This is a genomic window from Streptomyces sp. NPDC047014, assembly GCF_040644195.1.
Lineage (GTDB): Bacteria > Actinomycetota > Actinomycetes > Streptomycetales > Streptomycetaceae > Streptomyces.
The window spans coordinates 139,193-151,229 of the sequence record NZ_JBEYVX010000002.1; the positions used below are offsets into that span (position 1 = coordinate 139,193).

A 12,037-nucleotide genomic window follows, 5' to 3' on the forward strand; every position below is an offset into this window, starting at 1 on the left:
GGACGGGTGCTCAGACGGCCGCGAGCTGGACCCCGGCCGCGGTGTGGTCCTGGTAGGCCGCGTGGGCGCGGTCCGCGGACCAGCCCTCGTGGACCAGAAGGCCGAGGTGCCGGGTGAGGCCGGCGGCGTCCGGGGCCTCGAAGACGTTGCGCCCCATGGACACGCCCGCCGCTCCGGCCTCCAGGGCCTCGGCCACGGTGCCGAAGAGCTTGCGGGTGTCGCCGTGGGCGGCGCCGCCCGCGATGAGTACGGGAACCGGGCAGCCCGCGACGACCTCGGAGAAGGACTCCGGATCCCCGGTGTAGTGGCACTTGACCAGGTCGGCGCCGAGCTCGGCGGCCATCCGGGCGGCGTGGCCGACCTTCGCGGGGTCGTACTCGTCCTCGGGCGAGCTGCGGACGTAGACCATGGCGAGCAGGGGCATGCCCCACAGCGCGCACTCCTCGGCGATCCTCGCAGTGTCCACGATCTGCTCCGGCTCGGTCTCGGTGCCGGCGTTGAGGTGCACGCTCACCGCGTCCGCGCCCAGCCGCACGGCCTCGGCGACGGTGCAGACCGCCACCTTGCGGTTGATGTGGGCGCCCAGTGAGGTCGAGGCGCTCATGTGGACGATCAGCGCCGTCCGGGGCCGCAGGCTCTCCCGGACCGTGGGCACCAGGCCCTTGTGCAGGACCACACCGTTGGCGCCGCCCTCGCTGACCTGCGCGACGGTGCCCGCGATGTCACGCAGACCGGGGGTCGCCCCCACGCTGATGCCGTGGTCCATCGGGACGATCAGCGACCGGCCCGACTCCGACATGAGCCGGCGGACCCGAAGACTCTTCCCCTCGCTCACAGCTGCTTCCCCTCTCTGTCGCGCGGTTCCGGGGTGCCGGAGCCGCGATGTCCCGTGTCTGTGACCGGCCTCATCGCGCGGTCGCGCGGCCGGCGGTCGGATCGAAGAGGCGTTCGACGGGGAGGAGCTTCCCCGAGGCGGACGGAACGAGTGCGTCGACCAGGCGCACCTCCACCGAGGCGCCCTCCCCGAAGACCGGGGCGACCCGCTCGGCCACCCGTTCGGCCAGGCCGGGCGGGCTGTCCGCCAGCGGCACCACGGACACCGTCACGCGGTCCGGCGACTCCTGCACCAGGCGGAACCGCCTGACCCCGCTGATGGTTTCGAACATCTCCATGAACACGCCCTGCGGCACCGGGGCGAGGCCCGTCCCCGAGCGGCGGTAGAGCAGGGTGTTCTCCCGGCCCAGCAGCTCCTTGACCACGGGAAGGCTCCGGCCGCAGGGGCAGGACTCCGTACTCACCGACATCAGGTCGCCGAGCCGGTAGCGGATGATCGGCAGCGTCCGGTGCCAGTAGGTGCTGATCACGATCGAGCCGAACTCGCCGTCCGCCACCGGCCGGTCGTCCGGGCCGAGGATCTCGATCCGCATGCAGTCCGTGTTGAGGTGCATCCGGCCCTCCTCGCACGTCCAGCCGATGTATCCGGTGTCCGTGGAGCCGTACAGGTCGAAGACGCGTACGCCCTCGAAGGCGGCCGTCGCCCGGCGCCGTACGTCCTGTTCCAGCGTCGCGCCCGTGTTGATCAGGGCCAGCGGACGCCAGGCGAACTCCGGGTGGGCCTCCTTGTACTCGGTGAGCATCCGCAGGGTCGAACCGAAGCAGGTCAGGATGTGCGGGGCGAACTCCTCCAGCTCCGCGGCCGTCTCCTCGACGGTGACCGCGCGGCCCTCCCGCAGCACGGGGATCATGCGGAAGAACTCCGCCGGCAGCTGCCGCTGCATCTTGTACCCGATCATGTGCGCGCCGGTGACGATGATGGCGGCGGACCGCAACGGCCCCTGCGGACGCACCGTGTCGAGAATCGCCCGCATGAACCGGAAGTACTGGGCCCGGATATGGGCCTGCTCCTGCCGGTCGTAGACGAAGTACCCGGGCTTGCCTGACGTCCCCGCCGTACTGACCACCAGGAGGTCCGAGTCGTTGAACGGCTCGTCGACCGAGGAGCGGTCCGACAGGTAGGAGTCGACCTGCGGGAACGTGATGTCCGAGCGCGTCCTGATCATGTCGAAGTCACCGAGCAGGACGGACTTGTCCATCAGCGGCAGCTCCTCCCAGAGCTCCGGCCGGTCCAGCAGATCGGCGGTCCGGTGGTGCCGCAGGATGTTCGCGAAATACGGCGACTCCTTCCGCGCGTATTCGAGCTGGGCCTGCATGAGATGACGCCGGCGCGCCGCAAGCTGTTCCGCGGGCAGTTTTTCGTTCTCCTCCAGGAAGTTGTAGACCCCGAGGACGGATGACTGCCCGGCAATCATCCGGTCGCGTATGACATCCACTGAAACCTGCTCCTTCGCTGGCTGATGCGTTCCAGTATCGATCGGCATACGAAAGGGAGCTGCTGCGCATTCTGGCCGGGAAATCCGCGGGGTTGCGTCATTGGGAAGCACGGCAGGGCGGCACCCCGTGTCAGGGTGAGGAGGGCCGGACCGGGCGCCCCGACCCCGCGGTGACCGGGGGGCAGCCGGCGCCGGAGGGCCCGATGTCGCCCCTGTGCGCCGCGGGACTGCCCAACCGGGCAGTCGGGCCGGTTTCCTTGCCACCTTGGGAAATTGAGCTCTCCGCAAACCTCGTACAAGCTGGCGGGGAGGCCCGTCCGGGCGTTTTACAGGGAAAGGGAAACGGTGCGGATGACTGCGTCAACGGCGACCGGGAAAGAACCGATCGGCCATCTTCTGACCCCTGTCTGGGGATTCATTCTGGCGATGACGGTATCCGCACTCGACGCCACCATTGCGGGAACCGTGACTCCGACCATTGTCGCGGAATTCGGGCACGTCGAATTATCGGCCTGGGTTTTCGGCAGCTATATGCTCGCGCTCACCGCACTGCTGCCGCTGTACGGCAAACTGTCCGACCACTTCGGGCGCAAGCGCATGATCTACATCGGCATCGCCGTCTTCCTGGCGGGCTCGCTGTGGTGCGGGCTCGCCCGGAGCATGCCCGAACTGGTGGCGGCCCGCGGGTTCCAGGGGCTGGGCGCGGCCGCGCTCTTCCCGATCGGGATGGCGGCCATCGGCCTCCACTTCCCCCCGCGGCTGCGCCCCCGGCTCCAGGGCGTCTTCGCCTCGGTGTTCGGCCTGAGCAGTCTGCTCGGCCCTCTCGTGGGCAGCGGCATCGGCGAGTACGTCGGCTGGCGGTGGGCGTTCTTCATCAACCCGCCGCTGCTGCTCCTGGCCGCCTGGCTGATCCACCGGAACTACCGTGAGCAGGAGACCGAGGCGAGCGGCCAGAAGGTCGACGTCCTCGGGGCGATCCTCGTCACCTACGCCATCGCGGCGGTGCTCTACGCCCTCTACGAGGCGGGCGAGCAGCGGGACCTGGGCGACTGGTCCGTCTGGGTGACCCTGGTGACCGGCATCGCCGCCTTCGTCGTCTTCCTCTTCGTCGAGCGGCGCCACGAGTCGCCGATCATCCCGCTGACCCTGTTCTCGAACGGGGCGCTGAGCGCGGCCTTCGTGGCCAACTTCGTCATCGGCCTGGTGATGTACAGCGCGATCTTCTTCGTACCGGTGTTCGCGCAAGGGGTGACCGGCGGTTCGATCGGGAAGACCGGGCTGACCCTCTTCCCCTTCCAGGTCGCCAGCATCGCGGGCAGCCTCGTCGCGGGCCGGGTCATCTTCAAGGCCGGCATCCGGGCGATGGGCATGCTCTCCATGGGCCTTCTCGCCGTCGGGTTCGCCACCATGACGACGATGGACACCGGTACCTCCGCGTGGGTCACGGCGTCGTACACGCTGATCATCGGTCTGGGCACCGGCATCGGACTGCCCGTCCTGCTGATCGCGGTCCAGTCGGCCCTGCCGCCGCACCTGATGGGCATCGGCTCGTCCATGACCCAGCTCGCCCGCGAGTTCGGCGGCATGATCGGCGTGAGCATGCTCGGGGTGCTCCAGTACTACCTCTTCATCAACGCGACCGGGGAACTGACGGGCCAGGCCGCGGACCTCGCCGAGGAGGCCGGTCCGCGCGGCGTCAGCGAGATGCTCTTCTCCCAGGAGACCTCCTTCCCCGCGGACCTCGTCGAACTGCTCCGCTCGGGCCTCAGCTCGGCCCTGACCAGCGTCTTCCTGGTCACCGCCGTGATCTGCGTGATCGGCGTCCTGGTGAGCGCCCGGATGGCCAGGGAGATGCGCCGCCCGGGCCCGCCGCCCGGAGTCCGGCCCGGCATGCCGCCGGCCGGTATGCCGCCGGCCGGTGTGCCCGCCCCCGGTGCGGGCCCGGCGCCCACAGGCCCCAAGGCTCCCCAGTGAGGATTCCTCGTGACCGACCTGCACATTCCTGACCGCGTGCCCGTCCTCGTCGTCGGCGGCGGCACCGTCGGCCTCGCCACCGCGCTCTTCCTCGGCCGGCACGGTGTACCCGCGCTCGTCGTGGAACGGCGCCCCGGACCGATGCCGCACCCGCGCGCGCTCGGGGTCAACGAGCGCACCATGGAGCTCTTCCGCGAGGCCGGCCTGGAGCAGGCCGTCCACGCGGCCTCGGTGCGGCCCAGGACCGCCGTGTGGAAGGACTCCGTGCCCACCCTGGCGGAGTCGGAGTTCCCGTCCGGCGGCGGCCCCCTGGACTTCCGCAATCCCGCGCTCGCGGCCGTGACCCCGGTGGAGGTGGCGGGCAACTGCCCCCAGGACCGCCTCGACGCGATCCTGCTCCCGGCGGCCCTGGCCGCCGGTGCCACCGTGCGGCACGGTGCGGAGGTCGTCTCCGTGGAGTCCGCGGCCGAGGGCGCCGTCGTCCGGTTCGCCGACGGCGGCACGGTGCACGCCGAGTACGTCGTGGCCGCCGACGGGGCCTCCAGCACGGTGCGCCGGGGACTGGGCATCGGGGTCCAGGGGCCGGGTCCGCTCGGGGTGCCGAAGATGAACATCCACTTCCGCGCCGATCTGTACGAGCGGTTCGGCAGCGTCCCGTTCATGACGGACATCACGGCGCCCGGAGCATGGGCCGTCCTGATCACCGTGGACGCCGCGGACCGCTGGATGCTGCACGTCGACTTCGACCCGGATGCCGGTCAGGGCCCCGAGGACTTCACCCTCGGGCGCTGCGAGGATCTCGTACGCGCCGCCATCGGCGACCCCGGTGTCGAGGTGGAGATCCTCAGCACCGCCCCCTGGCGGCTGACGGGCCAGGTCGCCGAGCGGTTCCGCGACGGCCGCGTCCTCCTGGCCGGGGACGCGGCGCACACCATTCCGCCGCTCGGCGCCTTCGGCATGAACGCCGGTCTGGCCGACGCCCACAACCTCGCCTGGAAACTGGCCGAGGTGCTGCGGGGCACCGCCCCGGACGCGCTGCTCGACACCTACCACGCCGAACGCCACCCGGTCGCCGGGTTCACCCTGCGCCAGGCGATGCTCCGGCTGCGGCACCCCGCCCTGCACTGGAACCCCTTCGCCGGCGCGCAGCGCCAGGAGACGGGCATGGCCGGTACCCCGGTCGTGCACCTCGGGTACCGCTACGACTCGGCCGCCGTCCTCGGCGCCGTACCGGAGCCGCCCTCCACCGAGGACATCACCGCCTGCCTGGACGGGTCCCCCGGCTCCCGGCTGCCGCACCACTGGGTGGTCCGGGACGAGGCGTACGTCTCCACCCTCGACCTGGCCGCGGGCCGCTGGACGCTGCTGACCGGCCCCGAGGGCGGCGCCTGGTGCGCGGCCGCGGCCCAGGCGGCCGGGGCCACCGGCATCGGCCTCGCCGCGCACCGCGTCGGCGGCGCCGGAGCCGGGGCCGAGGACCCCACCGGGGAGTGGCCCCGCCGGGCCGGCATCGGCCCGGACGGCGCCCTGCTGGTGCGGCCCGACGGCTTCGTGGCCTGGCGGGCGCGGCACTCCGTACCGGACCCCGTACCGGCCCTGTCAGCGGTGCTGTCGACGCTGCTGGGCCGTCCGGCCAGGACAGAAACCCGCAGTACACAGTGACACCCGGTCCGCCCCCTGACGAGGAGCACACCCGCATGGAAGCCGTTTCCCACACCGCCCAGTGGACCGCCGCCGCCCGCGCGCTGGAATCCGAGCGCGAGGACGCCCTGTTCGACGATCCGTACGCCCGCGCCGTGGCCGGGGAGAAGGGGTTCGACCTCCTCAAGCGGTACGCGAGCCCGGTGACCGTCGACTACCTGGCACTGCGCACGCTCTACCTCGACCAGGTGCTGCTCGCCGCGCTGGAGGAGCACGGCGTCGAACAGGTCGTCCTGGTGGCCGCCGGCATGGACACGCGTCCCTACCGGCTGGAGTGGGGCCACAAGGTCGCCGTCTTCGAGCTCGACCGTGCCCCGCTGCTGGAGGCCAAGGAGAAGCTGCTCGCCGGCGCGGCGCTGCCCGGGGAGCTGACGCGCACCACCGTCGCCGTCGACCTGGCCGGATCCTGGGAGACGGCGCTGCGCGACGCCGGGTTCCGTACGGAGTCGCGCACGCTCTGGATCGTGGAGGGCCTGCTGTACTACCTGGAGGAGGAGGCCGCCCGCGGGCTCCTGACCACCCTCGCCCGGCTCTCCTCGCCCGGCGCACGGGTGGCCGGCGACGTCATCAGCGTCGCCGCGCTCAGCAACCCGGTGGCCCGGCCGTTCATCAAGGCCCTCGAGGAGGACGGGGCTCCCTGGCTCTTCGGCACCGACGCGCCCGAGGAACTCCTGCGGGCGTGCGGGTGGACCGCCGAGGAGGTCAAGCAGCCGGGCGAGGAGGGCTCGGGCCGCTGGCCGTACGCCGTGCTGCCCCGTCAGGTGCCGGACGTGCCGCGCAACTTCCTCTTCACGGCAGCCCTGCGCTGACGGGCTGGGCGGCGGGCGGCGGCTGCGGCGGCTCAGGGTGCGAGCCCCCGCAGCCGCCGCGCCGCTTCCTCCAGGACCTCCGTCCGCTTGCAGAAGGCCCAGCGGACCTGGGGGGCGCCCGCCGCCTTGTCGTCGTAGAAGACCTGGTTGGGGATGGCGACCACCCCGCAGCGTTCCGGCAGCGTGCGGCAGAAGGCGAGGCCGTCCTTCTCGCCGAGCGGGGTGATGTCGGTGGTGATGAAGTACGTGCCCCGCGGGCGGTAGACCTCGAAGCCGGCCGCCGCCAGGCCGTCCGCGAGGATGTCGCGCTTGGCGGCGAGGTCGGCGCGGAAGTCCGCGTAGTAGGAGTCGGGGAGGTTCAGGGCCTCCGCGACGGCGTACTGGAAGGGGCCCGAGGAGACATAGGTGAGGAACTGCTTCGCCGAGCGGACCGCCGCGACCAGCGCCGGCGGGGCGGTGATCCAGCCGACCTTCCAGCCGGTGAACGAGAAGGTCTTGCCGGCCGAGGAGATGGTGACGGTGCGTTCGCGCATGCCGGGGAAGCCCGCGAGGGGCCGGTGGGAGCCCTCGAAGACCAGGTGCTCGTACACCTCGTCCGTCACCACCAGCAGATCGCGCTCCACCGCCAGCGCGGCGACCGCCGCGAGCTCGTCCGCGCTCAGCACGGTGCCCGTCGGGTTGTGCGGGGTGTTCAGCAGGAGCAGCCGGGTGCGCGGGGTGACGGCGGCGCGCAGCTCGTCCAGGTCGAGGACGAAGGCGCCGGCGTGCGGGCGCAGGGTGACGGGCACGCGGGTGGCGCCGGCCATCGCGATGCAGGCCGCGTAGGAGTCGTAGTACGGCTCCAGGGCGATCACCTCGTCGCCCGGTTCCAGCAGGGCGAGGAGGGAGGCGGCGATGGCCTCGGTGGCGCCCGCGGTGACCAGGACCTCGGTGTCGGGGTCGTAGCCGAGGCCGTAGAAGCGCTGCTGGTGCGCGGCGATCGCGGTACGCAGCTCCGGTACGCCGGGGCCGGGCGGGTACTGGTTGCCGAGGCCCGAAAGGACCGCGCGCGAGGCCGCCTCGGCGATCTCGGCGGGGCCGTCGGTGTCGGGGAAGCCCTGGCCGAGGTTGATCGAACCGGTGCGTGCGGCCAGCGCCGACATCTCCGCGAAGATCGTCGTGCCGAAGGCCGACAGGCGGCGGTTCAGGAAGGGGCGGTCGCTGCTCACGGGTGCGCTCATGGGCGTCATCCTGCGGGCAACCTCTGGACTTGCTCAAGTGCGCTTTGGGCCGCGCGGGCTCTGGGAATCCCCCCTCCACGCGGGAGGGGGATTCCCGCTCCCCGGGAGGACCGGGGCCTCAGAGAGGGGGGCGGACATGGAGTTCGTCTTCGTACCGCTCGTGGTGTTTCTGGCGATGGTCGTCGTGCTGGGCCGGCGGATCCGGTCCCGGGCGGCGCGGGCGCGCTCGCGCCGGCCGTACCACCCGCGCCGGAGGAGCGGCAGCTGGTGGGCCGGGGACGGGGGCTCCTCGGGGGGCTGCGGCTCCTCGTCCTCCTGCGGCTCCTCGTCCTCGTGCGGTTCGTCCTCCTCCTGCGGGGGCGGGGGCGGGGGCGGGGGCGGGGGAGGGTGCGGAGGTTCCAGCTGACGCGGGGGCGGCGACCGGTGCCGTGACCACGTATCGCGACGCGCGGGGGCTCCTGGTTGAACACGTGAACTGCCGAGCCCCCGGGGGGATGTAAACCCCGTCAAGTTGGGTAAAAACGCTGTGAGTGCCGTGCCATCCATGATTCCCTCGGTTGAGTAGACCAGTCCCCGGACCTCCCGGGACTTCCTGTGGACCCGTGCCGGTTTCCCCCCACCCGTGCTTGCTACCGCTGGCGGGCCCCGGCCCCTCTCCCTCGCGCGTTTGCGGAGCCGACTCATGCTCACGACCCTCCAGACCACCTACACCGACACGCGTGCGGCCGATCTCGCCTGGGCCCTCGGGCGGGACCGGCTGCCCGCCCTGGCCGTACTGAACCTCGAACTCTCGGGTGCCAAGGTCGAGTTGCGCCTGCTCGGGGCCTCCCACCAGGTGCTGCTGGAGGAGCGGGACGTGCTCTGCTCGGAGACGGTCGCCTGCATGCCCGGCAGCAGCACGCCGCTGCCGCTCGGCGTCGCGAAGCGGGTGGGCGACTGGGAGTACGAGTTCGCCGCGCGCGTCGAGACCCTGTCGCGCGGGTCCTTCGCCGGGCGGGCCCAGGAACTGCTCGCGCTGGTCGCCGATCACCCGAACGGGCTCGCGGGCACCTTTCCCGGCAGCCCGCACGCCTTCACCGCCATGCTCGCGCAGCGCCACGAGGGCCAGGTCCGCTGGCGCACCTGGCACGCGTACCCCCAGGAGGGCCAGCTGGTGGCCACCCGGACCAGGGTCGGGGCGGCCCGTGCGGACGTCCCGGCGGCGGTGGTGCGCGAGACGCCCGCGCTGCTGTAGGCCGTACGGGTGCCCCCGCGCGGTGCGTGCTCCGGGGGGCGCGGGCGGTGCGCCCGCGCTTACACCGAATGGGCCGGTCAGTACGCCAGTCGCACCCATGTGGGTGACCGGATGTGCGGAGACGGTGACGTACGGTTCGCTTCATGATCGACCGTTCCGTCCCGCGCCGGGTGCTCCCGGCCCCGGAGCCGCGGGGCGCCGCGACCGTCCCGGCCGCCCTCCCCGTACAGCCCCGGACCGGCCGACTCCTGGTCCTGGCCACCGTGTTCGTCTGCGCCGCCTGCGGGCTCGTGTACGAGCTGGAACTGCTCGCGCTGGGCACCTACCTCGTCGGTGACTCCGTCACCCAGGCGTCGGTCGTGCTGTCCGTCATGGTCTTCGCCATGGGCGTCGGCTCCCTGCTCGCCAAGCGCCTGCGGCACCGGCCCGCCTTCGGCTTCGCGGCCGTCGAGGCGGGGCTCGCGCTCCTCGGCGGCCTCTCCGCCATGGCGCTGTACGCGAGTTTCGCCTGGCTGGGCGAGTCCCGCCCGGCCCTCATCGCGTTCTCCTTCGCCATCGGGGTGCTCATCGGCGCGGAGATCCCGCTGCTGATGTCCCTCATCCAGCGCATCCGCCGGCAGGACGCGGGCGGCGCCGTCGCCGATCTCTTCGCCGCCGACTACGTGGGCGCCCTCGTCGGCGGCCTCGCCTTCCCCTTCCTGCTGCTGCCGGTGCTCGGGCAGCTCACCGGCGCCCTGGTGACCGGCACCGTCAACGCGATCGCCGGCGGCGGACTGGTCCTGTGGCTCTTCCGCCGCGACATGAGCCGCCGCTGCCGCCTGCTGCTGGTCGCCGGGAACCTGGCCGTCCTGGCGGTGCTGGCCTGCGCGACCTTCCTCGTCGACGACTTCGAGCGCATCGCCCGGCGCGCCGTCTACGGCGGGGAGGTGCGGGTCGCCCTCCGGACCGACGTCCAGGAACTGGTGCTCACCGGGCCCGCCAGTGGCTCGCCGCGCTCCCTCGACCTCTACCTCGACGGGCGGCTGCGGGTCAGCGGCTACGACGAGTACCGCTACCACGAGGCCCTGGTCCACCCCGCGATGACCGGCCCGCACGCCCGCGTCCTCGTCCTCGGCGGCGGGGACGGCCTCGCCGCCCGCGAGGTGCTGCGCTACCGCGACGTCACCGCCGTCACCGTCGTGGAGCTGGACCCGGGCGTGGTCCGGATCGCCCGCACCGACCCGATGCTCTCCGCCCTCAACGCCCGCGCCTACGAGGACCCCCGCACGGCCGTCGTCACGGCGGACGTCTTCGGCTGGCTGCGCGGCCCCGCCGCCCACGAGCGCTACGACGTGATCGTCTCCGACCTCCCCGACCCGGGCATCACCCCGAGCACGAAGCTGTACTCGCAGGAGTTCTACGGGCTGGCCGCGCGGGCCCTGGCCCCCGGGGGCCGGATGGCCGTGCACGCCGGGCCCCTGACCACGCGCCCGCGTACGTACTGGACGGTGGACTCCACCCTGCGCGCCGCCGGGCTGCACACCGCGCCCTACAGCACCGGCGGCCGCCTCACCGGATTCGCCGCCGGGCCCGACCGCAGCCCCCTCGGGACGATCGCCGCGCCCCCGCAGGACTGGGGCTTCGTCCTGGCCGCCCGCGAGGCGGTGCCCCGGCTGGGCGTGGACCGGGACGCGCCCGCGCTGCGCTCGCTGTCCACGGGCTCCCTCCAGGACGCGGCGCGGGACGCGGAACGCACCCGGCTGGGGGGACTTCCGCCGTCGACGCTGCCGCACCCGCGCTATTCGTGACCCTGTGCGCTCCAGGCCGTAGGCTCGACCGCATGGAGCATCAGGTGTTCGTTCCGGTACCGGCAGAAGACCTCCGCGCCGTGCTGCGGGACCCCGCCGGGGCCGCCCGGTGCGTACCGGGACTCCAGCAGGACGCCGACGCCGGGAGCGGACCGCTCGCGGGCCGGCTCAAGGTCCGCGTGGGCGCGAGCACCGTCACCTACCGGGGCACCGCCGCCGTCACCGAACAGGAACCCGGGCACTTCACCCTGGAGGGTGAGGGCACGGAGGTACGGGGCAGCGGCACGGTCACCTTCTCCCTCGGGCTGCGGCTGACCCCGGCCGAGGGCGGGACCAGCCTGGACTTCACGGGCACGGCCACCGCCGACGGCCGCGCCGCCGCCTTCACCCCCGAGGCCGCGGCCACCGCCGTACGCCGGCTGCTGGACCGGGCCGCCGACCGGCTGGCGGCGGGTGCGGGGGCCGGGTCGTCCGGTGGAGCGGCCTCAGCGGCCTCGGCCGCCGCCGCCGGGGACCCCGTGGCCGAGGCCGAGGAGGCGGAGGGCCCGGCGGACGGGGACGACGACGCGGGCGGACCGTCCGAGGTCAGCGCCTCCGTCTTCGAGACCGAGGTGCCGCCGCCCTCCCTGGACCCTTCCGTGGACCCCTTCCTGGCCGGCGGCTTCGAGGAGCCCGGCGCGGCCGCGTCCGGCGCCCCGCGGCCCCCGGCCGAGGCCGCCCACGCCCGCCGGACCATGATCGGCCGCAGCGCGGAGGAGGTGGACCACGCGCCTCCGCGCGGCCGGTACGCCCCCGTGCCCGCCCCGGCCGCCGCCGTCTCCGGCGACAGCATGCGCTGGATCGCCCCGGCCGCGGCCCTCGCCATCGCCTCGGCCGTGGTCATCGGCCGGGCCCTGCGCCGCCGCCGCTGAGAGCGGCCGGCCCGCCCGCGACCGCCCGCACGGCCCGGTCCGGGCCGCCACCTGCGCGAGTACACCCGGCC

9 protein-coding genes are annotated in these 12,037 nt (G+C 73.1%); 6 read left to right on the forward strand and 3 right to left on the reverse strand.

Annotation, left to right across the window (positions count from 1 at the left end):
- Positions 1-10: 10 nt before the first annotated feature.
- Positions 11-835 carry a 2-amino-3,7-dideoxy-D-threo-hept-6-ulosonate synthase gene (locus tag ABZ873_RS01865; protein ID WP_360863868.1) on the reverse strand — a complete coding sequence of 275 codons (825 nt, stop codon included), beginning with the start codon at positions 833-835 and terminating at the stop codon, positions 11-13.
- Between the two features lie 70 nt (positions 836-905).
- Positions 906-2,330 (reverse strand): AMP-binding protein, encoded by a 1,425-nt coding sequence (locus tag ABZ873_RS01870; RefSeq protein WP_360863870.1) that lies wholly within the window; start codon positions 2,328-2,330, stop codon positions 906-908.
- A 351-nt stretch (positions 2,331-2,681) separates the two neighbouring features.
- Here ABZ873_RS01870 and ABZ873_RS01875 point away from each other — a divergent pair, with 351 nt between their 5' ends.
- The 3 genes from ABZ873_RS01875 to ABZ873_RS01885 are packed head-to-tail and all read left to right on the forward strand — an operon-like array spanning position 2,682 to position 6,814.
- Positions 2,682-4,304, forward strand: coding sequence for an MDR family MFS transporter (locus ABZ873_RS01875; protein WP_360863872.1), 1,623 nt, complete (start codon positions 2,682-2,684; stop codon positions 4,302-4,304).
- A 9-nt stretch (positions 4,305-4,313) separates the two neighbouring features.
- Positions 4,314-5,966, forward strand: a complete 1,653-nt coding sequence (locus tag ABZ873_RS01880) for an FAD-dependent monooxygenase (protein ID WP_360863874.1) — start codon at positions 4,314-4,316, stop codon at positions 5,964-5,966.
- 35 nt (positions 5,967-6,001) lie between these two features.
- Positions 6,002-6,814, forward strand: coding sequence for an SAM-dependent methyltransferase (locus tag ABZ873_RS01885; RefSeq protein WP_360863876.1), 813 nt, complete (start codon positions 6,002-6,004; stop codon positions 6,812-6,814).
- A 32-nt stretch (positions 6,815-6,846) separates the two neighbouring features.
- Here the strand turns inward: ABZ873_RS01885 and ABZ873_RS01890 are convergent, their stop codons facing one another.
- A complete protein-coding gene (locus tag ABZ873_RS01890) occupies positions 6,847-8,034 on the reverse strand; it encodes a pyridoxal phosphate-dependent aminotransferase (RefSeq protein WP_360863877.1) in 1,188 nt (395 codons plus the stop codon).
- 682 nt (positions 8,035-8,716) lie between these two features.
- On the opposite strand from ABZ873_RS01890, the gene ABZ873_RS01895 reads away from it, so the two are divergent.
- The 3 genes from ABZ873_RS01895 (at position 8,717) to ABZ873_RS01905 (ending at position 11,966) form a co-directional block, all read left to right on the forward strand.
- Positions 8,717-9,268 carry a DUF2617 family protein gene (locus ABZ873_RS01895; RefSeq protein WP_360863879.1) on the forward strand — a complete coding sequence of 184 codons (552 nt, stop codon included), beginning with the start codon at positions 8,717-8,719 and terminating at the stop codon, positions 9,266-9,268.
- Positions 9,269-9,411: 143 nt separating this feature from the next.
- The gene (locus ABZ873_RS01900; protein ID WP_360863881.1) at positions 9,412-11,055 is read left to right on the forward strand and encodes a polyamine aminopropyltransferase; all 1,644 of its coding nucleotides are present in this window, start codon (positions 9,412-9,414) and stop codon (positions 11,053-11,055) included.
- A gap of 32 nt (positions 11,056-11,087) precedes the next feature.
- Positions 11,088-11,966, forward strand: a complete 879-nt coding sequence (locus tag ABZ873_RS01905) for an SRPBCC family protein (protein WP_360863882.1) — start codon at positions 11,088-11,090, stop codon at positions 11,964-11,966.
- Positions 11,967-12,037: the final 71 nt, after the last annotated feature.

What these genes read in the sequence shown, in the direction of transcription:
- ABZ873_RS01875 (WP_360863872.1), top strand. Translation starts at nt 2,682, where the DNA reads ATGACTGCGTCAACGGCGACCGGGAAAGAACCGATCGGCCATCTTCTG.
- ABZ873_RS01885 (WP_360863876.1), top strand. Translation starts at nt 6,002, where the DNA reads ATGGAAGCCGTTTCCCACACCGCCCAGTGGACCGCCGCCGCCCGCGCG.
- ABZ873_RS01890 (WP_360863877.1), bottom strand. Translation starts at nt 8,034, where the DNA reads ATGAGCGCACCCGTGAGCAGCGACCGCCCCTTCCTGAACCGCCGCCTG.
- ABZ873_RS01895 (WP_360863879.1), top strand. Translation starts at nt 8,717, where the DNA reads ATGCTCACGACCCTCCAGACCACCTACACCGACACGCGTGCGGCCGAT.
- ABZ873_RS01900 (WP_360863881.1), top strand. Translation starts at nt 9,412, where the DNA reads ATGATCGACCGTTCCGTCCCGCGCCGGGTGCTCCCGGCCCCGGAGCCG.
- ABZ873_RS01905 (WP_360863882.1), top strand. Translation starts at nt 11,088, where the DNA reads ATGGAGCATCAGGTGTTCGTTCCGGTACCGGCAGAAGACCTCCGCGCC.